Below are 26,910 nucleotides of genomic sequence, written 5' to 3' on the forward strand. Positions count from 1 at the left end.
GCTCGTCAAGCATCCCTATTGTTGGTCGTTGTTGGCGGCTGTCGTCTTTTCAAGCGAGATGTCAGCCGAGGTGCCGCTACCGCCCTCCTGACCATCGGACCCATAGGAGACGATGTCGTAGGGCCCGTGTTCGCCGGGCGAGCGATAGAGATAGGCATGGTTCCACGGATCGTTCGGAACGTTGCCGCCCTTCAGATACGGACCATTCCAGGCGGCGACCCCCGGCGTGCGCCGGACCAACGCGGCAAGTCCCTCCGCCGTGGACGGGAAGCGCCCGGCGTCGAGGTAGAACAGGTCGAGCGCGCTGGAGAAGCTCTGCAACTGAATGCGCGCGGTCTTGACCTTGGATTCGCTGAGATAGTTGAGCACGCGCGGCCCAATCAGCCCCATGATGAGGCCGATGATCGCGATCACCACCAGCATCTCGACGAGGGTAAAGCCCGCCTGCCCTGAACGTCGAGGCGGTTGTGCGCGCGTCGGATCGCGTCCCGCTCGCATGGAAAATGTTTCGATGATCGTGTTGCGCGATATCATGACCGATGACCCCTGCTCTAACCGACTAGCTGCGTGACCGAGAGCAGCGCTGTCATGACCGACACGATCAGTCCGCCGACGACGGTGCTGATCGTGATGATCGCCAGTGGACCGACGATGCCGACGACGCGGTCCAGGCTGCGCTGCAATTTTGCTTCGTAGAATTCCGCGACCCGCCCGGCCAGCACCGGCAGCTGCCCGGTCTCTTCACCGAGCCGCAGCATGCGAACCGCCATCGGCGGCAGGCTGTCCGCCACGGCGAGCGCGTCCGACAATTTTCCGCCATGGCGGACGCGATCGGCGGCGGCGGTCCAGTTCGCCTCGCTGCCGGTCACCGCCATGATGTCGACGAGGATACGCAATGCCGCCGTGAGGTTGACGCCGCTGCCGAGCAGGACGCCGAGATTGCGGCAGAACAGGCTCGCGCGATAGAACTGGAAGGCGCTGCTGATGCCCGGCACCCGCGAGATCCCGCTGACCAGCGCGGCGCGCACGCGCGCCTGCCGCAACAGCCACCATGCGAGGGCAATCGTCGCCGCACTGATCAGGCTTGCCGCCGTGGCATTGGCGCGCAGGAAATCCGACACCGCGATGAAGCTGGCGAGCGCCGTATCCGACTTGCCGCCGAAATCGCCGAGCACGGTCGAGAATTGCGGCAGCACGAACAGCAGGAAGAACAGCATCACGCCGGATGCCGCGACCAGCACGAAGGCCGGATACTGCATCGCATCGGTCAGCTTGCGCCGCATCTGCTCGGAACGCGCGCGCTCGGTCCCCAGCATCTCGAGCACCGAATCGAGCGTGCCGGAGATCTCTCCCACCCGGACCAGCGCGATATACATCGGCTGAAACAGGGTCGGATGATCCGCAACCGAATCGGCGAAGCTCTCGCCGGTGAGCAGGGCTGCGCGGATCTTTGCCACCACCGGACGCATCCGGCCAACATCGGCATCGCCGGACAAAAGCTCCAGGGCATCGTCGAGACGTGCGCCGGCCTTGAGCAGCAGCGCGAGATCGCGCGTGAATGTCGTGACCTCGACAGCACTCGGCCCGCCGAACAGGCTGCGGCCACCGGTGGCGCCGGATGCGCGCTTGTCCTCGGTGGTTTCGATCGGCAGCAGCTTGAGATATTCGATCCGCCGCGCCACCTCGGACGCGGTCGGCGCCGAGATCGTGCCGTTCACGATCTCGCCCGTCTGGGTCAAAGCGCGATAGCGATAATTGGGCACGGCGTCACCGCACCGTCGCAACGCGGAGGATCTCGGCGGGCGAGGTCAATCCGGCGCGGCATTTGGCAACCCCGTCATCGAGCATCGTGGTCATGCCCGCCTTGATCGCCATGGAATCGATCTTCATTCCGTCGGTTCGCTCCCCGATCAGTTCGCGCAGTTCATTGGATAGTTCGAGCAGCTCGAACACGCCGAGACGGCCGCGATAACCGGTCCCGCCGCAACGTTCGCAGCCGCATGGATCGTGAATGATCTCGCCTTCCCGGAACCCGAGCGCGGCGAGCCGGGGATCCTCGGTGAAATCGGCTGTTGCCAGCGGTCGTGCCGACTTGCAGCGCTCGCACAATTGCCGGACCAGCCGTTGCGCGATCACGCCGCGCAGCACCGAACGCAGCAGATAGCCCTCGACCCCGAGGTCGAGCAGGCGCGGCACCGCGGCAGCCGCCGTCTCGGTGTGCAGCGTCGTCAACACCAGATGCCCGGTCAGTGCCGCATGCACCGCGACATGCGCGGTCTCGGAATCGCGGATTTCACCGACCATGATGACATCAGGGTCCTGGCGTACGAAGGAGCGCAGCGCGGTGGCGAAGGTCAGCCCGATCGCCGGCTTGACCTGGGACTGGTTGACGCCGGGGATCTCGTATTCGACCGGGTCCTCGATCGTCAGAATCTTGCGGCTGGGCTCATTGAGGATCGAGAGGATCGTCGCCAGCGTCGTGGTCTTGCCGCTGCCGGTCGGTCCCGTGATCACGACCATGCCGTACGGCAGCTTCAGCAGCCGCCGCAACTTGGCTTCGTCGGGCTCCGAGAATCCCAGCTTCTCGACGACCAGCAGGCCGCGATCCTTGGGCAGGATGCGGATGACGGCGGATTCGCCGTGTTGCATCGGCATGATCGCGACGCGGATATCGATGTCGGTGCGCCCGGCCCGCAGCCGCGCCGCACCGTCCTGCGGCAGGCGACGCTCGGCGATGTTCAGATTGGCGATGATCTTGATGCGGGAGACCACCGCCTGCGGCAGCACCCCCGAGAGGGCCGCGACCGGCCGCAGCAGGCCGTCAATGCGCAAGCGCACCATGAGGCCGGAGGAAAACGGCTCGATATGGATATCGCTGGCGCGCAGTTCGACGGCCTTCTCGATCAGATCATTGACCGCGCGCACCACCGGCGCGCCGCTGGCGAGATCGCGCAGGCTCTCGATGTCGTCTTCCCGGGGCAGCGCTGCCGCCATATCCGCGGTCTCGGCCTCCTCGGCGCTCGAAGAGTTGTTCAGCGCGATGGCGACGTCTTCCGACGAAGCCACCTTCACAGTGATGCCGGCGCCGAGCACGATCTGCGCCGCCCGCAGCGTCGCCTGGTCGGTCGGGTCGACGACCGCAAGGACAGTGCTCCCATCGGTCGTCCGGCACGGATAGACCATGGTCTCCCGCAGGAAGCGCGGTGAGAACGCCGCGACCAGCGGTTCGGCCGATGTCATGTCCTGGAGTCTCAGGCGGCCGAGCGCGAAGAAGCGCGCGGCCTCATCGGCGAATTCGGTCGGTGAGAGGCTGGTGACCTCCCGCAGCTTCAATTGCCTGACGTCGGCGCCCTGCCCGGTCCGCTCGGGCGATCCGTCGTTCGGCGCCAAATGATTGTTCTGACGCAGATAATCCACGAACCGAACGGACAGGTCGTTGGCCATTCTCGATATCCCGCCACACTATCCCGGATCAGTCCGTGCCATCCGCCGCAGCGTTCGGCTCTCGGCAATTGTGCGGTTATCGATCCGAAGTGTGACAGCTGTGCGAAGTCACATCGTTCGCCTCGCTCAAGAAACCTTGACGTGGCATCGCGGACACGGCTGCGCCCAGCTGCACGTTTGGGGCGCGACACGATGGGCAGGTCGCGAACGACAATCATGTAACCAATTTATTTCTGTCATGTTCGATCGATAAGAGTCCCTCCGGGGTAGGACCGATCGTCGCACGCCGTCGAAATTTCAGTTAGTCAGAGCGAAGGGCCTTCATGCAACGCGTAGGCACAGTGGGCCGCTGCCCGACGATCCGTGGCGGCCTGGCAGCCATTTTTGCCTTGACGTCACTGGGGTTGCTGGCGTCCTGCAATTCCGCGACGGTTGGCGAGAGCGTGGACGCGTCTCAGGTCGACGTCACCGACAAGGTGCGATCGCTCGATCTCTTGCCGCGCCAGCCGCAACCCGTGAGCGGGCTGGCGGCAGCGGGCGGCAGCCAGAGCGGCAGCGTCCGCGCCGCGATGTATGAGGGAAGCGACGTGACTGGGGTCGCCGACGCGCGGCCACAGCCGGCGTCGAGCGGCAATGGCTTCGATCTGAATTTCGAGAGCACGCCGGTTGCAACCGTCGCCAAGGTCGTGCTCGGCGACATCCTGCATGTCGGATACACCATCGACCCGCGGGTGCAGGGCACGGTGAGCCTGGTGTCGGTCCGCCCGGTGCCGAAATCCGACATGGTCTTCGTGCTTGAAAACGCGCTTCGCCTGAGCGGCGTGGTGCTGTTGAAGGATACCGCGGGCTATCGCCTGACCCCGCTCGGCGACGCCGTCGGCGGCGGCCGCGTCGATTCAGCGGCGGCCAATCCCGAACCCGGATTCGGAATCTCGGTGGTCCCCCTGCAATATGTGTCGGCCCAGACCCTGCTGAAGCTGACCGACAGCTTCGCCACCCGGGCGGGCTCGATCCGCGCCGACACGACGCGCAATCTGCTTCTGATCCAGGGCACCGGCGCCGAGCGCCGCACCGCGGTCGACACCGTGCTCAGCTTCGACGTCGACTGGATGCGCGGCCAATCGGTCGGCATCTTCCCGATCTCGAGCGGCTCGCCCGCACCCGTCATTGCGGAGCTCGAGAAGATCGTCGATTCCGGCGAGAACGGCCTCAGCCAGAACGTCATCAAGTTCATGCCGATCGCACGCCTCAACGCGGTGCTGGTGGTGACCAAGAAGCCGGACATGCTGCACACGGCAGCGACCTGGATCAAGCGCCTCGACCGCAACGACACCGCGCGCACCTCGGTCCATGTCTACCGCGTCAAATACGGCGACGCGCGCCAGATCGCGCGGGTTCTGACCGACATGTTCCTCGGCGGATCGTCCGGCAATCTGCTCGACAGCGCCGACAGCCAGCTCGCGCCCGGCTCCGGCACCTCGTCGACGTCAAGCGTCGCCGACCGTCTGTCGGCGAACGGCAACTCGGGCTCGAACTCGGGCAGCTTTGCCTCGCGCGGCACGTCAGGGACAGGCGCAGCCGGCCAGGGCCTCGGCCAGGGATTTGGCGCCGGCGGGCAAGCGAACAATCAAAATCAGGGCCAGGGCAACAATGCCGCGCTGGATGCCGGACGCGGCGCTGGCTCGGGCTCGGGCAACGGCCAGCCCGTCATGCAGGACGTACGGATCACGCCCGATGTCGTGAACAACAATCTGCTGATCTATGCCGACCAGGCCAACTACCGCATCATCGAGTCGACGCTGCAGCAGATCGACGAGCCGCAGCTCCAGGTCGCGATCGATGCGACGATCGCCGAGGTCACGCTCAACAACACTTTGTCCTATGGTGTGCAAACCTATCTCACCAGCAGGAACCTCGGCCTGAAGCCGAACATGGGCTCGTTCACTGGCACCCAGGCCACCACGGCCCCCGCGACCACCACGGACGCGACCACCGGGGTCGCCTCCGTCGCAGGCTCGGTCACCAATGCCTTCATCAACCGCGCCTTCCCGGGCTTCAACTTCCTGATCGGATCGGAGACGCAGCCGAGCCTGATCCTGGATGCGCTGCATGCCGTCACCAGCGTCAAGGTGCTCTCCAATCCGTCGCTGGTCGTGATCAACAACCAGGTCGCGACCTTGCAGGTCGGTGACGTCGTCCCGGTGTCGACCGGCAGCGCGACGGTGCTGACCGGAAGCAACACGGTGGTCAACACCATCGACTATCGCAACACCGGCATCATCCTGCGGGTCTCGCCGCGCGTCAGCGTGAACGGCACCGTGCGGCTCGATGTCGAGCAGGAGATCAGCAACGTTCCGCAGACCAGCGCGAACAGCCTGACCCCGACGGTATCGGAGCGGAGGGTCAAGAGCCAGATCGCGGTCGCCAACGGCCAGACCGTGCTGCTGGCGGGCCTGATCAGCGAACAGCAGAGCGGCAACCGCAATGCCCTTCCGGTGCTTGACCAGATTCCCGGCCTCGGCGACGCCTTCGGGCATCAGAGCAACGCGACCCAACGCACCGAGCTGATCATCTTCATTCGCCCGCAGATCATCCGCAACGGTTCCGACGCCCAGATTGTGGCCGAGGAGCTTCGTTCGAAACTGCGCGGCAGCATCGCCACGACGACGACCAATGCGCCGATCACCACCAGCTTCCATTGAGCAGGGCGACACGATGCTCCTCACGCGCGCGCTTCGGACAAACCTTTTCGCTTCGCTTGCGGTCGTGGCCTGGGCGATGACCGCATCGGTCGCGAGCGCCGACAGTCTTGCGCGCGGAACGGCCGCATTCCATCGCGGCGACTATGTCAGGGCATTTCACGAGCTCTCGCCGGCCGCCGATCGCGGCAACGCAAGAGCCCTCGGCATGCTCGGCTTCATGTATGAGCACGGCTTCGGCGTACCGCAGGCCTACGCGGCCGCCGCCGATCTCTACTATCGCGGCGCCATGCAGGGCGACCCGTTCGCACAAGCCATGCTGGGCTTGAGCTACGACAAGGGCCACGGCGTTCCGACCGATTTCTTGCTGGCCTACAAATGGCTCAATCTGGCGGCGGCCCGCACCGGCGGGCGACAGCGCGATGCCTATCTCCGCTTCCGCGATGCGGTCGCATCCAAGCTCTCGACCTATGAGATCATCGCCGGCCAGCGGTTTGCATTGGAATGGGTCCCCGACCGGCAGGCAACGGACGTGCATCTGACGGTCAAGTAGCTTCCCGCGCCGGCTTCAAGCTGGGAGGCGCGTGTCCCCTCTGCACCTTCCGCCGCCGGAGCCGGCGCCAGCCGATCACGATACCGCTGATCGAGACGATCGTGCCGACCGCCGACAGCAGCCAGACCACGACGTCGCGCGCCGGCGAGATGCGCAGCAGCAGCGGGAAGTCCAGACTGTGCAGCGCGTTGAACAGCCAGCGGTAGGACCGGCGGCTGTCATCGCTGCGGTCGAGGATCTCGGCGCTGACCGGAGAGATGTGCAGCCAGGTGTGGGCGGGATCGTCGAAGGCGATCCGCAGCACCGGAAGCTCACGCGCATGGTGCAGCGTGTACCAGTAGGCGTCCGGCTCGTCGAGTTGTCGCACCGATATCAGCGCTGCTCCGGGCATCGCGCGCCGGGCGGCCGCGACGATCTCGTCCTGCGAGAGTGTCACGGGCGCGCCGGTCACGGGATCGGCAAGACTTCGACGGCCATTGCTGTCGTCGAGCATCACCAGGGGGCGGCCGCCGATCCAGACGTAGCGCGCTTCCACGGCCTGCGCGGATGGCGCTGCCCGGAAGCCGGCAACGATATCGGGTGTGTCGTGACCGCTGTATCCGGCTGCGATCTCGCGCATAACGCCACGGCCGGAGAACGCGCCGCCGGGATTGAGCGACAGCCAGCCGCTGAACATCCAGGTGAAGATGAAGATGCCGCCGATCAGGCCAGCGATGTGATGCCAGGCCATCCAGCCGCGATAGGGCGAGACGGCGCCATCAGCATAGCGGCGCGTCAGGTGCAGGCGGAGAATGCCGATCCAGAAGCCGGTGACCGCGACGACCAGACACACACCCGAGATCCACAGCACCACGTCCCGCCAAAGCGGGCCGTCCTTGCGCAACACGGTCGGATAGATCCAGTGCGGGATCGAGCCGAGCCAGTTCCAGACCCGTTCCTGCCGCGTGGTGTCGAGCGCGATCTCGCCGCTGCGCGAGGAGACATAGAGCTCGGTGCCATCAGCGTCGCCTAGACCGATCAAATAGAGCGGCCGCAACGGATCGAAGCGTGCGGTGACCGACCATTGGTCGCGCGTCACCGTATCGAGCAATTGCGGCTGCACGGCGCGCGGGTGATGCCGGGCAATGGCAAGCGCCTGGTCGGGCGCGATCCGGTCGATCACGCTGCCGTCGATCGCCGAGATGGTGACGGCGCCGCCCTTCCAGCCGGTCACGCGATAGACCGGAACGTCGTCCATCATCGAGAGCCGTAGATCGCGCGGATAATGCTCCGCGCCCGCGATCGCCATGGCGCGATCGGGAGCGACCTGCACCTTGTTCCAGAGAGTGACGGGGAGCGCGGACAGGCGCTCGCTGTCAGTGAGGCGCGGAAAGGCCACGTACATCATGACGAGACCGGAGGTGAACCACATCGCGAAGAACAGACACGTCGCAATGCCGATCCAGCGATGGACGACATAGAGCCATCGCCGCGCTCGCCGGATCAGAGCTTTGCGCATGGTCAGAACTTCACGTTGACGGACAGTTCGGCGGTGCGCGGCATGCCCAGCAGCCACTGTCCCGTGCCGTTCGAAGTCACCGCGTAGACCTTGTCGAACAAATTGTAGACCCGGAACGCGACCGTGGTGCGGTCATCCGGCTTCCACCTGATGCCGCCATTGACCACATTGTAGCCCGGCCGCAACTGGGTGTTGGCAAGGTCTGAGTACATCGCACCGACCATTTGCACGCCGCCATAGACCGACCAGTTCGGCGCGAAGTCCCAGGTCAGCCAGACGTTGGCGACCTTTTGCGGCACGTTGATTGGGACATTGCCGGCATAGCTGACGAGCTTGCCGCTCACCAACTGGCTGTTGTTGTCGTATTTGGCCTGCAGCAGCGCGACATTGGTGTCAATGCGCCAGCCATCATTCAGCGCCAGCCCGACGGATGCCTCGACCCCGCGGGATGATTGCTGACCGACCTGCAGCGCCGGACCGGTGGGAGCGTTGGGATCGGCAATAAGCAGATTGTTCTTGACGATCTGATAGCCGGCCAGCGTCCACTCGCCGCGGCCGCCCAGGAATGACTGCTTAACGCCGAACTCGGTCTGCTTGCCGGTGGAAAGCTGGAAGGTCTTTTGCGAGGCCGCCAGCGAGATGATGTTGCCGACCGGATCGACGCCGACCGCATACTGGCCATAGAACGCGAGGTTCTTGATCGGCTCATACACGATGCCGGCGCGCCAGCTCGTGCCCGACAGCGTGGTTTCGAAGCTGTTCGTCGGTGTCTTGTAGTCAGTACGGTCGACCTCAGGGCGATCGTACCTGACGCCAGTGACGAGCGACAACTGATCGGTCAGCGATAGCCGATCTTCGACGAACAGCGCGTATTGATTGACGTTTGCATTGAAGCCCGGCGTGGTCGGAGACTTGGTCACAAAGAACGACCCGGGATCAAACACATAGGGAGCGACCGAGGAGTTCGTGGGAATGGACGGAACGCTTGAGTTGTTGGTATGGAAGAACTCGATGTGATTGACGTCGAAACCGGTCACGAACCGGTTCTCGAGGCCGAAGATGTGGCCGCTGAAGGTCGCATCCATGCGGTTGCCGGCCTGCTTCTGATCGTGGAATATCTCAAGATAGCTCGTGCGATCGATCAGCTGCGTCTTGGGGTTGAAAGTGTAGTTTTCGATATCGCGCCAGTGCCGCGCGCTGGTCAGATAATACAGCGTGTTGTTGACCTTGATGCCGTCGGCGACATCCCACTCGGTCTTGAACTGGGTCCAGCTGTCCTGGTAGCGGATCGCGCTGTCCGATGCGTTGTAGTTCTTGAAACGCAGCGCGTCCTGGATCTGGCCGTTGATCAGCGGCGTGCCGAAATAGCGCGACGGACTGCGGTCGCCATAGTCTTCGGAGAGCGTAAAGGCGAGATTTTCCGATGCCTGCACGCGCACGGCGGCGGAGACCACTGCATTCGAGGTCTTGTCGCGATCGACCCAGCCGTCCGACATGTTGCCGGTGGCGTTGATGCGGTACGACACATTGGGATTGATCGGACCGGTGCTGTCGACCGAAAGCCGTCGCGTCAGGTTGCTGTCGAGCGAGACCTCGGCCTCGTTGTAGGGCGTGCCCTGCGGCTTTTTCGGAACGACGTTGATGACGCCGCCGATCGCGCCTTCGCCATACAGCACGGAGGCCGGACCGCGCAGCACCTCGATGCGCTGCGTCGACCAGGTGTCGTAGGGGAACGTCAGGGTGCCGGAGCCGATATAGAAGCGCGTGCCGTCATACAATGTCATTACCGAGTTGCTTCCGGCAAAACCGCGGGTGCTGAACGACAGGCCGCCATTGCCGGGGGCCGGCGTTGCAATGAACCCGGCCGCATTCTGGGTGACGGCGTCGAGCACATTATGCTGGCCGCGTTCGGCGATGGTCTGCGCCGTGATGATCTCTACGCTGGCCGGCGTCTGCAGCGGCGTCAAATTGAGACGGCTGCCGGTGCCTCCTGGCGTGGTGGCGTTGAGCGTCGGCGATGCCGATCCCGATGCGCCTGACGCCGCGGCGCGAGGCGCGCCGGCGGTTGCCGCCGTTGCGGGTCTGGCGCGTGACCGCGATGCAGCGGCGGTATTGCTGCTTCGCGCCGCGGGCTTGGGCCTTGAGGATGTCGAGGGTGCGACCTCGATCGGATCGAGCGTCGTGGGTGGAGCTGTTTGTGCCGAGCTTTCAGCCGGCAGCAGTAGCGATGACAGGGAGCAAACGAGACCGAGGCGCCATTTGCGCGCAGCGGGAGAGGACGGAGACATGAAAAGACTCGCGGTAACGTGGCACGTCACCGCGAACGCGGACTGGCGCAGTGCCCGAAAGGCAATGCTCCGATCCCACCAGGACGCCCCCGCCCGATGTGCTCGCGTGTGACCACGACTGACGGCAGGTCTCCTGGCTCACGGGTCATCGCCTGTCGACGCCTTCCCGGGCCTGAAAGGCCCAGTGGCAAATTGACGAAAGGCTCGCCGTTTACAGTTGCGGGGACAGCTGCGGCATTGGGGTTACCCTCGCACCGCATTCCCTTTTGATCCCCGAAGGGAACCGTCGAGAGAAACGATAGGTGGTGCGGGATGGGCTGTCAATTCGACGCGATTGTCGCACGCATGCTTTGCGCGGCGGTGCTGCGGCGATGACACAGCGGCATCTGCGGCTGACGCGGAGCGGTAACCCGTCATCCCCGCGCAAAGGCTTTGCCTTTGTCGCTGGAGGAGCGCGGCACGCGCGTCTCGAAGGATGCACGGCCCGGCTGGTGGCCGTCGATCCTTCGAGACGCCGCTTCGCGGCTCCTCAGGATGACGGAGAACCTTCACATCACTCTGCTTCGACGCATCCCTGCATCACCTCATCGATCTCGGCCCGCGACAGCGCGCCCATCTCGGCGATGAACACGATTCGCGTGCGCGGCACGCCGGGTACCGGCACGCCGCCGGCAGCCAGCGTCGCGCGTCCGCCGGCGAGTTGAAATACCGTCAGCCGGCCGGGCTGCTCCACCGTCTCGAACAATCCCTTCGCACGCGCCAGCTTCGGCGCCAGTCTGCCGATCGCCTGCTGCAAGCGCGGCAGCGCTACCTTCCGCTCCGACGTCCAGCTCAGCGTTTCGAACCGGTCGGATACCGGCCGTCGCGGCGCGGTCTCGCGCGGCGCCGGCAACTGATCGAGGTCGGCCGGAAACAGCAGCGCGGCCGGCACCTCGCCATGCGGCGCATCGACCACCACGGCCGCCGGACGCACCGCCCGCACCGCATCGCGGATCGCTGTGCACGCGGCTGCATCGGCCAGATCGACCTTGCTCAGCGCCACCACATCGGCCGCCCGCAACTGCGACCGCAGCAGCGCATCGTTCAGCATCGCCGCCGGCTGTGTCGCGTCGACCACGCACAGCACGGTCTCCAGCGGCGCCTCCTTCCAGATCACGGGATCCATCAGGTTGCGCACGATGTCGGCGGGATCGGCGATCCCGCTGGTCTCGATCACGATGAATTCGGGACGCGGATCACGCCGCAGCAGGGTTGCGAGCGTGCGCAGCAGATCGCCTTCCAGCGTGCAGCAGATGCAGCCATTGCTGAGGCTGACCACGCCATCGCTGGCGCCGGCGATCAGCTCCGCGTCGATGTTGATCGCGCCGAAATCATTGACCACGGCAGCGATGCGCCGCCCTTGCGCATGCGCCAGCAGATGGTTGACGACCGTGGTCTTGCCCGCCCCGAGAAAACCCGCGACCAGCAGGATCGGGACCGGCATCTCAGCCCCCAGTGACCGGCCGGCGCACCGGCCGGCCCGGCCGTGCGGCGACGTCAAGCACCCCATCGTTGATCAGCGGCTGGCCGCTGACCACGAGATGCTGCACGCCTTCCGCCGGGCGGTTCATCGCGGAGAAGGTCGCGCGATCGCTCAGCGTCTCGAAGTCGAACACCACGACGTCAGCGTCGGCGCCCGCCTGCAGCCTGCCCTTGGCACGCATCGCCGGCGTGCTCGCGGACAGGATTTCCGCCGGGATCAGCGCGCATTTGCGGATGCCCTCGAGCAGCGACACCTTCCGACGCTCGCGCACCCATTCGCGGATGAAGCGGGTGAAGCAGCCGGCTGAACGCGGATGCGAGGTGGCATCGTCAGGCAGCGGCCAGGCGTCGCCGGTATAGGGGCGGCCATCCGACAGCGTCCACGGCATCGCGTCGGACGCGATCGCACCACCCGGATACAGCACCGCCATGTCGAGCAGGTCGCGATGATGCTGATTGTTCTCGATATCGAGCACATGCCACAGCACCAGCGTCGAGGGTTCCGCGGCCTGCGCGGCCAGCAACTCCTCGCGGCTGCCGAAGCGGTGACCGTCGGTCACGCGCTGCACCGAATCATAGCCGAGGCCGTTGCGCTCCTCGAACTTGGGATCGCTGAAGAAGGTCGCCGCCAGCACGGTCGAGCCGGTGCCGTAGGGATAGGCCTCCACCGTGATCGGCAGGCCCTGCGCCTGCGCCTTGGCGATCAGCGCCACACAGCGCTCGATGTCCGTCTTGCTCGACGAGTTGAAGTGACAGATGTGCATGTGCGCGCCGGTCGCGCCGGCATAGCCGATCAGGCGGATATAGGCCTCGGCCGCGCTCTCGGGATCGATGCGGGACATGTAGGCGACATGGGTAAAGGTCGGCACCGCATGATCGGCCGCGAGCTGGCACACCGCAGTCAATTCCTGCACGCCGGCGCCAGGCGCGTAGGCGTTGAGAATACCGATGCCGATGCCACCCTCATTCAGAGCGTTGGCAAGGCGCGCCAGAATGCCGCCGACCTCGCTCTCGGTCGCCACGTTCTCGATCCAGCGGCGATCGCGCATCGCGGCGCCGAACGATTCCAGCGAGCTTTCCGAATTCGAGCCGGTCATCGCGCCGATCCGCGCGAACGCCCAGTTGGCCGCGGCGCCGTAGTTCAGCACCCGCCCCTTCTCGGCCTGGCGCTTGTACCAAGATGCCACCGGCAGCACGCCGGCCTCGAGGTCGAGCGACGTGGTCACCCCGTCGAACGCCTGCATGCGATCGGCCGGTATGGTCTGGCCGTGCGCGTGCAGGTCGATGAAGCCGGGCGCCACCACGAGTCCGGTGGCATCGATCTGCCGCTCCGCGCCGCCAAGCCCGGTGCCGACCGCGGCGATCTTGCCGTCGACAACGGCGACGTCGCCGATCGCGTCCATCCCGCTGGCCGGATCCACCACCCGGCCGCCGCTGATCACCAAACCACCCATCTCGCCACTCCCCGCATTGTCCGACACCGCGGTCCCGGCCGGCCGCTTTTGCTAAGGCTTACGACCGGACCTCAGCGAGGCCAAGAGACAAAAATGCATCGCATCCATCGCAACGCCCGATCGAGATCGTTACAGCATGGTGTAGTGCAATCGTCCCTCGCGCGATGCGAGAAGGCGGCGTCGATCGGGATGATTGTAGCTAGGTCTCTACCTTGCGGTGGCGCGTCGCGGCGCCAGCCCCCTCCAGAGATCGCGACTCGGCCTGGTTCGGCTGGAGACGATCGTCGGCGGGGTCCGGTCCTTCGCGATGGCCGCCTCGAACGCGCGACGCAGTCGGGGATTTTCAATTTGCGCCTCGAAACGTCGGACAATGGCCTCGGCATCCGCATCGTTGCCGGTGATGGCAACGCACAGGTCCGAGGTCGTCCGGCGGAAGAAGTGGAACGTGCCATCGGCCGCGCCGCCCGACCGATCGAGCTCTCCAGCCATTGCGAGCACTTGCATCCGGTCGGTGTTATCGCGCGTCACCGCGAAGCGCAGCACGGCGAGTTGCCAGGCGCAGAGCAGCCTGCCCTGCGGTTCGGTCGCTCCGTCGCTGCGCATCGATCGAATACCCCGCGCGCCGATCCATGGCGCGGCGCGACTATCGTTGCGCGGGAATAGGTTTTCGAGGGGAGCGCGCGCGCGATCGCATAGGAATCGCATAGGCGGAGCGCACGGAGTCCGAATTCGCTCAAATCCCCTCGAATTGCAGCCGCGCCAGCCGCGCGTAGAGGCCGTTGGCCGCCACCAGCTCGGCGTGGGTGCCCTGCTCGACGATCCGGCCCTGGTCCATCACAAGGATGCGGTCGCAGGACAGCACGGTGGCCAGGCGATGCGCGATCACGAGTGTGGTGCGATGACGCATCAATTCCTCCAGCGCGGTCTGCACCAGCGTCTCGCTCTCGGCATCGAGCGCCGAGGTGGCCTCGTCGAGCAGCAGCAACGGCGCATCGCGCAGGATCGCGCGCGCGATCGCGATGCGCTGGCGCTGACCGCCGGACAGCGTTACGCCGCGCTCGCCGAGCTGGGCGTCGAAGCCTTCAGGCAGCCGGCGCAGGAATTCGGTGGCATGGGCGAGGTCGGCGGCGCGCTCGACCTCGGCATCGGTGGCGTCGGGCCGGCCGAACCGGATGTTGTCGCGGGCGCTCGCGGCGAACACCACGGAATCCTGCGGCACCAGCGCGACCCGCGCGCGCACCTCGGCCGGATCGGCCTGCCGAATCGGCACGCCGTCGAGCGAGATGATGCCCGATTTCGGATCGTAGAAGCGCAGCAGCAAATGGAACAGCGTGCTCTTGCCGGCGCCGGACGGGCCGACGATCGCGACCTTCTCGCCCGAGCCGACCTTCAGCGACACGCCGTCGACCGCCAGCGCATTGGGCCGGGTCGGATAGGCGAAGCTGACATTGTCGAAACCGACATCGCCGCGCGCAGGCTGCGGCAGTGCGCGCGGCGAAGCGGGAGCTGCGATCTGCGGCCTGACGCGCAAGATCTCGAACAGCCGTTCGGCGGCGCCCGATGCGGCCGAGACCTCGCCCCAGACCTCGCTGAGCTGGCCGAGGCCGCTCGCGGCGAAGGCCGTGTAGAGAATGAACTGGCCGAGCCGGCCCGGGCTGATGGCGCCGATCAGCACGTCGTGCGAGCCGACCCACAAAATTACGACGACGCTGGCGAACACGATGAAGATGACGATCAGCGTCAGCACCGCACGCGCCTTGGTCGAGCTGCGCGCGGCCTCATAGGCCTGCTCGACCTCGCTGGCAAAGCGCGTCCGGGCGAGCCGCTCACCGGTATAGGCCTGCACGGTGCGGATCGCATTGACCAGTTCGCTCGCATAGGCGCTGGCATCGGCCAGCGTGTCCTGGGCGTTGCGCGAAAGCCGCCGCACCCAGCGACCGAACGCGACCAGCGGAATCACGATCATCGGAATCGCGAGCAGCACGAAGCCCGAGAGCCGCGGGCTCGTGATCACCATCATTGTGGCGGCGCCGAAGAACAGCATCAGATTCCGCAGCGCAATCGACACCGAGGCGCCGACCGCGGACTTGATCTGCGTGGTGTCGGCGGTGAGCCGCGACACCAATTCGCCTGACCGTGCGGAATCAAAGAACGAAGGCGAGAGCGAAATCAAATGCGCGAACACGTCGCGCCGGAGATCGGCGACGATGCGTTCACCGATCGTCATCACGAGGTAGTAGCGCGAGGCGCTGGCACAGGCGAGCACGGCAACGACCGCGATCATCACGCTGAAATAGCTGTTGATCATCGCGATGCCTTCGGGCGTGAAGCCGAGGTCGATCATCCGCCGCACCGCGACCGGCACGATCAGCGTGGTGATCGCCGCGATCGTCAGCGAGATCAGCGCGAGGATCGCGCGTCCCTTGTAGCGCGCCACATAGGGCGCGAGCGCAAGCAAAGGCCGCAAGCGGGCACGGCTCTTCGCCGGCTCCATGATCTGGCTCTCGATGAAGGCCTCCTCATCGAGCAACGCGTCGCGCGGCGGCTCGGGGGCGCCGCGGGGGGTCTCAAGCTGTTCGGCTACACTCATTATCTAGACCGGTTCTATTGCCCCCCACATAGGCCCCCGGACCCCCGGCTGGCAAATCCGGTAAAGTCCCAATCCGGTGATGGGCTTAAGCCCTTTCTTGGCTTGTTTTGGGCGGCACCATGGGTTATAGAGCCGCCCAAATCCCGTATCCAATACATCTTGAGACGGGCGCTGGCGCGCCGAAGGAACTGCCATGAAAGCCGATATTCATCCGAATTATCATACGATTAAGGTCGTCATGACCGACGGCACCGAGTACCTGACCCGCTCCACCTGGGGCAAGGAAGGCGACACGCTGAACCTCGACATCGACCCCAAGTCGCACCCGGCCTGGACCGGCGGCAGCCAGCAGCTGATGGACCGCGGCGGTCGTGTCTCGCGCTTCCAGAAGAAGTTTTCGGGCTTCCTCAAGAAGGACTAAGTCCGCTTCGGGATTACCCCTGCGTTCACACGCAAAACGCCCCTGTTTCGGGGGCGTTTTTGTTTTCGGGCTGCTCCGGATCGGCCGGACAGACGAGCGCGCGGCTCTCTCCATGCGTCGTCCTGGCGAAGGCCAGGACCCATAACCACCGCATTCGGTGATGAACGGCATCGCGGCCCCAGCGCGCGCAACAATTGAGGATTGGGGTAATAGGTCCTGGCCTTCGCCAGGACGACATTGAGTGTGTGGCGACGCGTACACCTCAATCGTCGTCCTGCGCAAACACGCGCGCGAGGCGGGCACTGCCAGTTAGATCGCCGTGACCCTAGCGATCCCCAAAGGCGAGCCGCGCGCCGAGCGCGACCAGGATGCTGCCGCCGATCCGCTGCATGAGCCGCTGCGACCTGCGCGAGCGCTGCAGCTTCGCCATCACGGCGCTGGCAAAGAACACGCAGACGATATCGACCGCCGAGAACGTCAAATTGACTGTCGTGCCGAGCAAAAACAGCTGGGCCCAGACCGGCAGGCTGGCCGACGCATCGACGAACTGCGGCAGGAACGCCAGGAAGAAGATCGCGGTCTTCGGATTGAGCAGCTCGACGACGATGCTTTGCGCGAAGGCGCGCTCCGGGGTAAGCGGCGCCAGCACGGGACGCTTGGCACTGTCACGATCGCGAAACAGCGACAGACCGAGCCAGATCAGATAGGCCGCACCGGCAAGCTTCATCGCCATGAAAAGCGGCGGCACCGCATGAAACAGCAGCGCGAGGCCGGCGGCCGCGGCGACGACATGAACGTAGCCGCCAAGATGCAGGCCGAGCGAGGCCATCAGCCCCGCACGCCGGCCGCCTGCGAGGGTGCGGGCCGCGGCGTAGAGCATGGCCGGACCCGGGATCAGCGCGAAGGTCGTGGTTGTGACCGCGAAGGCGAGGTACAATTCCATCGGTGGCTTTCGCCTCAGTTCGCCGGAATCATCGCCGCGACCTCGCGGTCGACGGGATTGTCGCTGGCGCCAAGGCCCGCGATGACACCGGTGCGATCCTCGAGCTTGCGGTTCTGGCTCATCTTCTTCTTGGCGTCGATCCGGGTGATCGGCATCCGGAAGCCGACGATGCCGCGCAGCTGCGCCTTGATAAAATCATCGGGCGCATCGCTGACCTGCCAGACTTCCTTGCGCGTACTCTCGTGCAACCGGGTCAGTCGCGTCACGACATCGAGCAGCCGGTCCGCATCCTCGAAGAACTCGGCCGACCCATAGGCGTGGACGGCGAGGTAGTTCCAGGTCGGCACCACCTTGCCGTGCTCGGCCTTGGTCACATACCAGGACGGCGTCACATAGGCGTCAGGTCCCATGAAGATCGCCATCGCCTCGCCGACCGCGGGCAACTTCCACTGCGGATTGGGCCGCGCGACGTGACCGTACAGCGTGCCGTAATCGCCTTCGCTTTCACTGAGGATCAACGGCAGTGGCGTTCCGATCAGCCCGTCCGCGGTTGCGGTGACCAGTGTCGCGAGCTTCGAGGCCCGCATCGCGGCGTGGATCGGGCCGAGTTCATCCATCTTGAAATGCGGCGGCAGGTACATTGCAGACCTCATCAATTGTTGCTCACACGATAGCGCTGAAGTGGCCTATGATAAGAGCCACTTTCGATCACAATGACTGGTCCACTATGCCCCGCCTGCGCGCCACCACCAGCATCCCCTCGCTGCGGACGGTCGATCGCACCGCCGGGCAGGTGGGACGGCAGATCGCGCGGGCCCTGCGCGCCGCCATCGCCAATGGCGAGCTGAAGGCCGGCGAATATCTGCCGTCGACCCGCGCGCTGTCGGCTTCGCTCGGCATTGCGCGCGGCACGGTGACGGAAGCCTTCGAGCAGTTGCAGGCCGAGGGCTATCTGGAATCGCAGGTCGGCGCCGGCACCCGCGTGGCGCCGACGCTTGCGGAGCAAGCACGGCCGCCCCGCTCGCCGGCTGGTCGCAGCCCGAACAAATCAGCGCCGATCGCGTTGCCGCCGCGCGCGATGCGGCTTGCCAAGGTGGTGGCGGCTTTCACGCCGATGCCGGAAGTCCCGTTTGCGATTGCAGTCCCGGGAGGCGCGGTCGCTCCTGATGACAATTGGCGCCGCCTCGGCAACCGCGTGCGCGCGTCGCGCGCGGCGGCGCCTTCGAGCTACGGCGATCCGCGCGGCCTGATGGAGCTGCGGCAGGCGATCGCCGACTACGTGCGCAAATCCCGCGCGGTGCATTGCGAGCCCGAGCAGGTCGTGATCACGGCCGGCACGCAGCAGGGCCTCTACCTCGCCGGCCGCGTGCTGCTGTCGGCGGGCGATCGGGTGTGGACTGAGGATCCGGCCTATCCCGGCATGACGGCGGTGCTCGACGATCTCGATCTCGTCACCACGCGTGTTGCCGTCGATGCACAGGGCGTCGACGTCGATGCGGCGGTTGCCGCGTGTCCGGATGCGCGGGCAGCTTTCGTGACGCCCTCGCATCAATATCCACTCGGCATGCCCTTGAGCATGGCCCGCCGCAACGCGCTGGTGGCGTGGGCGCAGCGAAGCAATGCGTGGATCGTCGAGGACGATTATGACAGCGAGCTGCGCTATGCGGGTCATCCGTTCCCGTCGATGCAAGGCCTCGCGCCGTCGCGGGTGATTTATCTGGGCACGCTGAGCAAGGTGCTGTTTCCCTCGCTGCGGCTCGGCTACGTCGTGGCGCCTCTGCCGCTGATCGACGCCTTCGCCGGCGCGCGGGCGCTGCTCGATCGGCATTCACCGACCGCCGACCAGCATGTGCTGGCGGCCTATATGCGCGAGGGGCTATTCGAAGCGCATATCAGGCGGATTCGCGGCGTCTACGCCGCGCGGCGCGCGACACTGATCGCGGCGCTCGCGCGACACATGCCTGATGATTTCACGCTGCAGCCAAGCGACCAGGGCATGCATCTGTTGCTGTGGATGCCGCAAGGCTTCGATGATGTGCAACTGGCGAAGGCCGCGCTCGCCGACGGCATCGTCGTGCGGCCGATTTCACCGATGTACCACGCAGCGGCCCGGCCCGGCCTGATGCTCGGCTTCGGCGGCTTCGAACCGGAGGAGCTGGAAGCAGCCGCGATACGGCTGCGACGCGTGATCGATCAGCACACGTCACAGCGGCGGGCCAAGCCACGCCGCACTGAGGCTTCACACTGAGCTGACTGTTCGTATCTTACTGCTCGAACGCGGCCTTGAGCCGGTTGAGCTGCGGCACCAGCGGGTTGCCGATCGACGAGCGATCCGGCGCCGGCGCATGGATCGTGGTGTCGAGGCGGCGGACGCGCGCCTGCAGATCCATCGAGCGGGCGATCAGCTGCTGCAATTGCTCCGGCAGCTTGGTCACCATGTCGACCGGCCCGGGATCGGCGGCCGACAGTTTCACCTTGGTCTTCTCGCGATTGGCCTGGGTCAGCGTCATCTCGCCTTCCTTGACCGCGCGATGCAGCAGCAGCCACGACGCAAGCTGCATCAGCCGTGTGGTCAGGCGCATGCTCTCGGTGGCATAGGTCAGGCTGACGGAGCGTTCCAGCGCCTTGGCCTCGGCACGTCCGTCGCCGTCGAGATAGGCGGCGGTCTGCTCGACCAGGTCCATGCCTTCCCGGAACAGCACGCCGAATGCCGCAGAATTGGTCAGCCGTTCACTGAACAGCACAAGCCCGGCTTCGTTCTGGGAACGATCCGCCATGGTTAACGCCCTCACACCATCGTAACGCCCGCTGGCATCTGACGCGCCAGCTTATGATGAACAAATCATTGCGCGGGCGCGCCGCAGAGTCCAGCCGCAACCGGATTTATGGTTTCCAACGGATAGGACGCACAAAAAAGAGCCGCCGTTTCCGGCGGCTTTTGAAGTTGATAACAGGGAGGCGTCAAACAGAGTGGACAGGAGCCACTCGGTGTCCAAACGAGGACGATCCAGTCATAATCGAGAAAGCTTAACCGATCGTAAATGAACGGATTTCTTCAGGCTTTGTTTGCCATGTCGGCCATTGACCTAGTTTGGGACAGGTCCGCGTTGCTTCCCATGAGTCGTCCCGGCCTAGTGCGCAATTGCGCACGGGGCCGGGACCCATAACCACCAACCCCCACGTTGCGCGCAGCTGTGGCCCCAGCCGTACGCGACGATGAACAGCGGTGGTTATGGGTCCCGGATCGCGCTCGCCTTGCTCGCTTGTCCGGGACGACGTGGTCTGATGTCGAAGACCTACGACTTGAAGAACGCGTTCGCGGCGTCCTTCGACGCGCGCTTCTTCGTCATCGCCTCTTTCAGGCGATCGACTTCGGTCGTGAGCAGCGCGATGCGCTCGGTCAATTCCTCGACCGACAGCAGCGAGAGATCCTGTCCGATCTCGTGGGTGATCTTCTTCCGCGGCCGGTCCTCATCCTCAATCGGCATGTGTCCTCCCCGCGATGATGATCTGGCGCTTGGCGTCCAGAGCTGGTAAATGTCCTCGTGCAGGAGAATTTTGCAGTGACTTTCGTGTGCGCGCAACATCTGACGCGAATGCCCCGGCCCGACCGCAAGGAGTCTGACCGGACGGGATAGCGCGCCTGCGCGCCAGGCATGAGCCGACCCCAAGCCCTTCCGATCACGCGGGAGGGCTTTTGATTTTTCGGATCTGGGGTCGGCATCACCGAACGCGAAAGACCCTAACCCATGACCAAAATTCTCATCACCAGCGCCCTTCCTTACGTGAACGGCGTCAAGCATCTCGGCAATCTGATCGGCTCGCTGCTGCCCGCCGACGTCCATGCCCGCTTCCGGCGGCAGACCGGCTGCGACGTGCTCTTCATCTGCGCAACCGACGAGCACGGCACGCCGGCCGAGCTCGGCGCGATCGAGGCCGGGCAGGACGTCCGGGCGTTCTGCGACGCGCAGCACGCGGTCCAGGCCGACATCTACCGGCGCTTCGGTCTGTCCTTCGATCATTTCGGGCGCACCAGCGCGCCGCACAATCACGCGCTGACGCAGCACTTCTATCGCCGGCTCGACGCAGCCGGGCTGATCGAGGCGCACACCTCGCGGCAGGTATGGTCGCCGGCCGACCGGCGCTTCCTGCCCGATCGCTACGTGCTCGGCACCTGCCCGCATTGCGGCGATCCCAGCGCGCGCGGCGATCAATGCGACCATTGCGGCACGCTGCTTGACCCGCCGGACCTCATTGATCCGCGCTCGGCGCTATCAGGCGACCACGCGCTCGAGATCCGCGACAGCCGTCATCTGTTCCTGCGCCAGTCGCAGTTGGTCGACGGCATCGGCGCCTGGATTGATAGCCGCTCTGGCTGGCCGCCCTTCGTGGTGTCGACCGCGACGAGCTGGCTCAATGCCGAGCTGCGCGACCGCTGCATCACGCGCGATCTCGCCTGGGGCATCGCAGTCCCGCGCGAGGATTTTGACGGCAAGGTGTTCTACGTCTGGTTCGATGCGCCGATCGGCTACATCGCAGCGACACAGGAATGGGCCGACGCCGCGCCCGGCCGCAACTGGCGGCAATGGTGGTGGCAGGCCAATGATGTCAGCTACATCCAGTTTCTCGGCAAGGACAACATCCCGTTCCACACCGTGAGCTTTCCGGCGACGCTGATCGGCTCCGGCGAGCCGTGGAAGACCGCCGATGTGATCAAGGGATTCCACTGGCTCAACTACGAGGGCGGCAAGTTCTCGACCAGCCGGAAGCGCGGCATCTTCACCGACGCGGCGCTGGAGGAATTGCCGGCTGATCTCTGGCGCTGGTGGCTGATCGCCAACGCGCCCGAAAGCGCCGACACCGATTTCAGCGTCGCGAGATTCGTTGCCGATGTGAACAAGGATCTCGCCGATATCTTCGGCAATCTTGCCAACCGCATCATCAGCTTTGCGCACCGCGCCTTCGACGGTCGAACCCCGGATGGTGGTGTACCCGGTGAGGCCGAGCGGCAACTCGCGCTCGATCTGGAGCAGCGCATCGCAGCGCTGCACCGCCATCACACCGCGCTGGAGTTTCGCGCCGCTGCGGCAACAACTCGCGCGATCTGGGACACCGCGAACGCCTACCTGCAACACACCGCGCCATGGACGGCGATCAAGTCCGATCCGGCACGCGCGGCGATCATCACCCGCACGGGCCTCAATCTTGTCGCGCTCTGCGCTACGCTGGCGTGGAGCATCGTGCCTGATCTCGCGGCGCGCGTGCTTGGCGCGCTCGGTCGCGACGATGTGATCCCGTCCTGGCCCAATGGCCCACTCATCCCGCTACTGGATCAAGGCGACGGTACGCCGGTCGCAAGGCTCGGCCCGCTGGTCGAGAAAATCAGTCCCGAAAAAGCCGACCATCTGACCAGGCGGTTCGGGACTTAATGGCGTTTCGCTTCGTTGCAAAAGGCGGTATGCCACCAGCCAATCCTCTTCACTGACCAGGGACAAACCATGCCAAACCTGCCCGCGCAAATGACCGTCGTTGCCATCAGCAAGCCAGGTGGCCCGGAAGTGCTGGTGCCGGAGACCCGCGCGCTGCCGGTGCCGGGTCCCGGCGAAATCCTGGTCAAGGTCGCGGCCGCCGGCGTCAATCGCCCTGACGTCGCGCAGCGCTCCGGCTCCTATCCGCCGCCGCCAGGCGCGAGCGACCTGCCCGGCCTCGAGATCGCCGGCGAAGTGGTCGCGCTCGGCGAAGGCGCCAAGCACAAGATCGGCGACAAGGTGATGTCGCTGGTCGCCGGCGGCGGCTACGCGCAATATTGCATCGCGCAGGACGCGCAGGCGATGACCGTGCCGCCATCGTTGTCGATGCAGGAAGCCGGCGCCATTCCGGAAACCCTGATGACCGTGTGGCACAACGTGTTCGAGCGCGGCGCGCTCAAGGCCGGCGAGACGCTGCTGATCCACGGCGGCTCGTCGGGCATCGGCACGATGGCGATCCAGCTCGCCAAGGCGTTCGGCGCCAAGGTGATCGTCACCGTCGGCTCGCAGGACAAAGCCGACGCCTGCCTCAAGCTCGGCGCCGATCGCGCGGTCAACTACAAGACCGAGGATTTCGTCGAGGCCGTGAAGCAGGCCACCGGCGGCAACGGCGCCGATGTCATCCTCGACATGGTGGGCGGCGACTATATCGACCGGAACTATGACGCCGCTGCGGTCGAGGGCCGCATCGTCCAGATCGCGTTCCTGTCGGGAACACCGAAGGCCACAGCCAATTTCGCCAAGCTGATGGTGAAGCGGCTGCACCACACCGGCTCGACCCTGCGCCCCCGTAGTAATGCGGACAAGGCGGCGATGGTCGCGGCGATCGAGGCAAAGGTGCTGCCGTTGTTGCGCGAAGGTCGCGTCAAACCGCTGATGGACAGCACATTCCCGCTGGAAAAGGCCGCCGATGCGCACCGCCGCATGGAGACCAGCGAACATATTGGCAAAATTGTGTTGGTGGTTTAACTCTCGCAGCGGAAGCAGGGGCGGAAACCCTTTGATTCCCTTCGCTTTCGTGTCATTTATCGCGCCACCTCCGGGCCGGTCGCCGGGCCCGGGCAGTTTGTCGATCGCGGAGTACTGACATTGCGTCTGATCAGGTGCCTTGCGCTGCTGGCGCTGGGCCTCATGATGTTTGCCGCTGCGCCTGACGCGTATGCGATCGACGCGGTCAGCGTGCGCAGCGATGCGCCGGCGATCGACCTCACCGCGGTTCTCGACCATCAGCGCAGCGAAGCCGACCGCATCCAGGTCTCCACCGCACCCGGAACCGACGGCATCGTGCGCCGCATCGAAGTTCGCGCCCGCGAAGGCGGCCAGAACTGGGTGGTGTTCGCGCTCGCCAACAACACCGACGACCAGCTCGACCGCCTGATCGTCGCGCCGCACTATCGCATCGTGTCATCAGGCCTGTTGTGGCCCGACCTCGGCCTGTCGCGTATCGCGACCATCACGCCGTCGGTCGGCGATCGTCCCGAGCGGCAGGAGAGCCCGACCGCCGACGTGTTCCGCATCACCCTCGATCCCGGCGCCGTCGTCACCTATGTCGCGGAACTGCGCACCGACAAGCTGCCGCAGCTCTATCTGTGGGAACCCGACGCCTACAAGGACAAGGTCAACTCGTTCACGCTGTACCAGGGCATCGTGATCGGCATCTCGGGCCTGCTCGCGCTCGTGCTCACGATCTTGTTTGTGGTCAAGGGCAGCATCATGTTCCCCGCCGCGGCGGCGCTGGCCTGGGCGGTGCTGGTCTATATCGGCGTCGACTTCGGCTTCTGGGGCAAGGTGCTCGACATGTCGAACAACGCCGAGCGCGTCTGGCGCGCGGCGGGCGAGGCGATCCTCGCGGCGACATTGCTGGTGTTCCTGTTCGCCTACCTCAATCTCAGTCGCTGGCACGTCCGCTATTCGCACATCACGATCGGCTGGCTCGTCTTCCTCGGCTCGCTGGTGGCGCTGGCGCTGTTCGATCCCGCGGTCGCCTCCGGCATCGCGCGCATGTCGCTGGTGATGATCGCGTTCGCCGGCTTCGCACTGATCGTCTATCTCTCGACCCACGGCTTCGACCGCGCGGTGCTGTTGATCCCGACTTGGTTCCTGCTGGTAGTCTGGGTGGTCGCGGCCGGCATGACGGTCGCCGGTTCCGTCACCAATGACATCGTCGGCCCCGCGCTGCTCGGCGGCCTGGTGCTGATCGTGATGCTGATCGGATTTACAGTGATGCAGCACGCTTTCGCCGGCGGCGGCGCCACCACCGGTGTCGTCTCCGACGTCGAGCGCCGCGCTCTGGCGCTGACCGGCTCCGGCGACCTGATCTGGGACTGGGACGTGTCCGCCGACAAGGTGTTCACCAGCCCCGAGACCGAGGCGCTGCTCGGCCTGAAGCGCGGCACGCTGGAAGGCCCGGCGGCGAAATGGCTCGAAGTGCTGCACCCGCTCGACCAGGACCGCTTCCGCGCCGCGCTCGACAGCGTGCTCGACCAGCGCCGCGGCCGCCTGGTGCAGGATTTCCGGCTGCGCACGCCCGACGGCCATTTCATGTGGTTCGCGCTGAAGGCGCGGCCGGTGGTCGGCTCCGACGGCGAGGTCTCGCGCGTGGTCGGCACCCTGACCGACGTCACCGAGTTCAAGAACTCCGAAGAGCGGATGCTGCACGACTCGGTGCATGACAATCTGACCGGGCTGCCGAACCGCCGGCTGTTCATGGACCGCCTCGGCGCGGTGGCAAACCTCGCCAAGACGATGCCGAACCTGCGGCCGACCTTGATGGTGATCGACCTCGACCGCTTCAAGCAGGTCAACGATTCCGTCGGCATCGCAGTCGGCGACAGCATCCTGCTGACGCTGGCGCGCCGGCTGACCCGCATCCTCAAGCCGCAGGACACGCTGGCCCGCATGGCCGGCGACCAGTTCGGCCTGATCCTGCTGTCGGAGCAGGACCCGGCGCGGATCACCAATTTCGCCGAGACCATCCGCAAGACCATCCGCGCCCCGATCGCGTTCAACGACCGCGAGATCTTCCTGACCGCCTCGATCGGCCTTGCGCTGTCCGATCCGGCGGCGCCGCTCACCGACGAGATCATCAAGGACGCCGAGCTTGCGATGTATCATTCGAAGCGGATCGGCGGCGACCGCATCGACGTCTACAAGCCGGCGATGCGGGCGCGGAAGACCGACCGCCTGACGCTCGAGAGCGACCTGCGCCGCGCCATCGAGCGCCAGGAGCTCACGATCCTGTACCAGCCGATCGTGCGGCTGGAAGATCGCGCGATCGCGGGCTTCGAGGCGCTGGTGCGCTGGGACCATCCAAAGCTCGGCCGGATGTCGCCGTCGGAGTTCATCAACGTCGCCGAGGAAACCGGCCTGATCGTCGATCTCGGCATGTTCGTGATGGACCAGACCGCGCGCCAGCTCGCGGTGTGGCAGCGCGCGATGCGGGCGCGTGAGCCGATCTTCGCGTCGGTCAACGTGTCGTCGCGGCAATTGCTGCGCCACGATCTGATCCACGATATCCGCACCGTGCTGTCGCGCTCCTCGGTGGCGCGCGGCACGCTGAAGCTGGAGCTGACGGAATCGCTGGTCATGGAGAACCCGGAGCACGCCGCCCAGATGCTGGCGCGGATCCGCGAGCTCGGCACCGGGCTGTCGCTCGACGATTTCGGCACCGGCCATTCCTCGCTGTCCTATCTGCAGCGCTTCCCGTTCGACACCATCAAGATCGACCAGTCGTTCGTCCGCACCACCAGCCGCGGCACCCGCCCGGTGATCCTGAAATCGATCATCGCGCTGGCGCACGATCTCGGCATGGAAGTGGTCGCGGAAGGCGCCGAAACGGATTCGGACGCCGTCGAGCTCTACCAGCTCGGCTGCGAATACGCGCAAGGCTTCGCCTTCGGCGAGCCGATGGATGCGGATGCCGCGACGCGCCTGCTCACCGAGGAACGGCTGGGAGGCGCGGGCCAGCGCGG

The 26,910-nt window shown here is 65.6% G+C and carries 20 protein-coding genes and 1 riboswitch; of the genes, 7 read left to right on the top strand and 13 right to left on the bottom strand.

Annotation, left to right across the window (positions count from 1 at the left end):
- Nucleotides 1-15: 15 nt before the first annotated feature.
- The 3 genes from gspG to BraRD5C2_RS28305 are packed head-to-tail and all read right to left on the bottom strand — an operon-like array spanning nucleotide 16 to nucleotide 3,444.
- A complete protein-coding gene (gspG, locus tag BraRD5C2_RS28295) occupies nucleotides 16-498 on the bottom strand; it encodes a type II secretion system major pseudopilin GspG (RefSeq protein WP_223974284.1) in 483 nt (160 codons plus the stop codon).
- Nucleotides 499-551: 53 nt separating this feature from the next.
- A complete protein-coding gene (locus tag BraRD5C2_RS28300; RefSeq protein WP_223974285.1) occupies nucleotides 552-1,763 on the bottom strand; it encodes a type II secretion system F family protein in 1,212 nt (403 codons plus the stop codon).
- A 4-nt stretch (nucleotides 1,764-1,767) separates the two neighbouring features.
- A complete protein-coding gene (locus BraRD5C2_RS28305) occupies nucleotides 1,768-3,444 on the bottom strand; it encodes a GspE/PulE family protein (RefSeq protein WP_223974286.1) in 1,677 nt (558 codons plus the stop codon).
- A gap of 323 nt (nucleotides 3,445-3,767) precedes the next feature.
- On the opposite strand from BraRD5C2_RS28305, the gene gspD reads away from it, so the two are divergent.
- Together gspD and BraRD5C2_RS28315 are read left to right on the top strand one after the other, a co-directional pair.
- Nucleotides 3,768-6,146, top strand: a complete 2,379-nt coding sequence (gene gspD / locus BraRD5C2_RS28310) for a type II secretion system secretin GspD (protein ID WP_223974287.1) — start codon at nucleotides 3,768-3,770, stop codon at nucleotides 6,144-6,146.
- A 76-nt stretch (nucleotides 6,147-6,222) separates the two neighbouring features.
- On the top strand, nucleotides 6,223-6,696 hold the full coding sequence (locus tag BraRD5C2_RS28315) for a tetratricopeptide repeat protein (RefSeq protein ID WP_223974288.1): 474 nt from the start codon (nucleotides 6,223-6,225) through the stop codon (nucleotides 6,694-6,696).
- Here BraRD5C2_RS28315 and BraRD5C2_RS28320 read toward each other — a convergent pair.
- The 6 genes from BraRD5C2_RS28320 to BraRD5C2_RS28345 form a co-directional block, all read right to left on the bottom strand.
- Complete coding sequence (locus tag BraRD5C2_RS28320) at nucleotides 6,689-8,194, bottom strand: PepSY domain-containing protein (RefSeq protein ID WP_223974289.1); 1,506 nt, start codon at nucleotides 8,192-8,194, stop codon at nucleotides 6,689-6,691. The genes BraRD5C2_RS28315 and BraRD5C2_RS28320 overlap by 8 nt on opposite strands.
- A gap of 2 nt (nucleotides 8,195-8,196) precedes the next feature.
- A complete protein-coding gene (locus BraRD5C2_RS28325) occupies nucleotides 8,197-10,482 on the bottom strand; it encodes a TonB-dependent receptor (protein ID WP_223974290.1) in 2,286 nt (761 codons plus the stop codon).
- A gap of 106 nt (nucleotides 10,483-10,588) precedes the next feature.
- Nucleotides 10,589-10,785: riboswitch (cobalamin riboswitch) on the bottom strand.
- Nucleotides 10,786-11,035: 250 nt separating this feature from the next.
- Nucleotides 11,036-11,965 carry a CobW family GTP-binding protein gene (locus BraRD5C2_RS28330; protein ID WP_223974291.1) on the bottom strand — a complete coding sequence of 310 codons (930 nt, stop codon included), beginning with the start codon at nucleotides 11,963-11,965 and terminating at the stop codon, nucleotides 11,036-11,038.
- 1 nt (nucleotide 11,966) lies between these two features.
- Nucleotides 11,967-13,457, bottom strand: coding sequence for an amidohydrolase family protein (locus BraRD5C2_RS28335; protein ID WP_223974293.1), 1,491 nt, complete (start codon nucleotides 13,455-13,457; stop codon nucleotides 11,967-11,969).
- A gap of 207 nt (nucleotides 13,458-13,664) precedes the next feature.
- Complete coding sequence (locus BraRD5C2_RS28340) at nucleotides 13,665-14,060, bottom strand: hypothetical protein (protein ID WP_223974295.1); 396 nt, start codon at nucleotides 14,058-14,060, stop codon at nucleotides 13,665-13,667.
- 130 nt (nucleotides 14,061-14,190) lie between these two features.
- Complete coding sequence (locus BraRD5C2_RS28345) at nucleotides 14,191-16,047, bottom strand: ABC transporter ATP-binding protein/permease (protein WP_223974297.1); 1,857 nt, start codon at nucleotides 16,045-16,047, stop codon at nucleotides 14,191-14,193.
- 193 nt (nucleotides 16,048-16,240) lie between these two features.
- Here BraRD5C2_RS28345 and rpmE point away from each other — a divergent pair, with 193 nt between their 5' ends.
- Nucleotides 16,241-16,468 carry a 50S ribosomal protein L31 gene (gene rpmE, locus BraRD5C2_RS28350; RefSeq protein ID WP_223974299.1) on the top strand — a complete coding sequence of 76 codons (228 nt, stop codon included), beginning with the start codon at nucleotides 16,241-16,243 and terminating at the stop codon, nucleotides 16,466-16,468.
- Nucleotides 16,469-16,793: 325 nt separating this feature from the next.
- On the opposite strand, the gene BraRD5C2_RS28355 is transcribed toward rpmE, so the two are convergent.
- Both BraRD5C2_RS28355 and BraRD5C2_RS28360 read right to left on the bottom strand, forming a co-directional pair.
- Nucleotides 16,794-17,411, bottom strand: a complete 618-nt coding sequence (locus tag BraRD5C2_RS28355) for a LysE family translocator (protein ID WP_223974301.1) — start codon at nucleotides 17,409-17,411, stop codon at nucleotides 16,794-16,796.
- Nucleotides 17,412-17,425: 14 nt separating this feature from the next.
- The gene (locus BraRD5C2_RS28360; RefSeq protein ID WP_223974435.1) at nucleotides 17,426-18,052 is read right to left on the bottom strand and encodes an FMN-binding negative transcriptional regulator; all 627 of its coding nucleotides are present in this window, start codon (nucleotides 18,050-18,052) and stop codon (nucleotides 17,426-17,428) included.
- An 86-nt stretch (nucleotides 18,053-18,138) separates the two neighbouring features.
- Here BraRD5C2_RS28360 and pdxR point away from each other — a divergent pair, with 86 nt between their 5' ends.
- Nucleotides 18,139-19,659, top strand: coding sequence for a MocR-like pyridoxine biosynthesis transcription factor PdxR (gene pdxR, locus BraRD5C2_RS28365; protein ID WP_223974304.1), 1,521 nt, complete (start codon nucleotides 18,139-18,141; stop codon nucleotides 19,657-19,659).
- Between the two features lie 16 nt (nucleotides 19,660-19,675).
- Here the strand turns inward: pdxR and rcdA are convergent, their stop codons facing one another.
- Nucleotides 19,676-20,188: a protease adaptor protein RcdA gene (rcdA, locus tag BraRD5C2_RS28370; protein WP_092123179.1), complete on the bottom strand. Its 513-nt coding sequence runs from the start codon at nucleotides 20,186-20,188 to the stop codon at nucleotides 19,676-19,678.
- Nucleotides 20,189-20,707: 519 nt separating this feature from the next.
- Nucleotides 20,708-20,899: a DUF1192 domain-containing protein gene (locus BraRD5C2_RS28375; protein ID WP_223974305.1), complete on the bottom strand. Its 192-nt coding sequence runs from the start codon at nucleotides 20,897-20,899 to the stop codon at nucleotides 20,708-20,710.
- A gap of 261 nt (nucleotides 20,900-21,160) precedes the next feature.
- Between BraRD5C2_RS28375 and metG the strand changes: the two genes are divergently transcribed.
- The 3 genes from metG to BraRD5C2_RS28390 all read left to right on the top strand — a co-directional run.
- A complete protein-coding gene (gene metG / locus BraRD5C2_RS28380) occupies nucleotides 21,161-22,840 on the top strand; it encodes a methionine--tRNA ligase (RefSeq protein ID WP_223974307.1) in 1,680 nt (559 codons plus the stop codon).
- Between the two features lie 69 nt (nucleotides 22,841-22,909).
- Nucleotides 22,910-23,908 (top strand): NAD(P)H-quinone oxidoreductase, encoded by a 999-nt coding sequence (locus BraRD5C2_RS28385; protein ID WP_223974309.1) that lies wholly within the window; start codon nucleotides 22,910-22,912, stop codon nucleotides 23,906-23,908.
- Nucleotides 23,909-24,028: 120 nt separating this feature from the next.
- The coding region (locus BraRD5C2_RS28390) for an EAL domain-containing protein (RefSeq protein ID WP_223974311.1) at nucleotides 24,029-26,910 on the top strand (2,882 nt) is incomplete at its 3' end.

The organism is Bradyrhizobium sp. RD5-C2 (assembly GCF_019972155.1).
Taxonomy (GTDB): Bacteria; Pseudomonadota; Alphaproteobacteria; order Rhizobiales; family Xanthobacteraceae; genus Bradyrhizobium.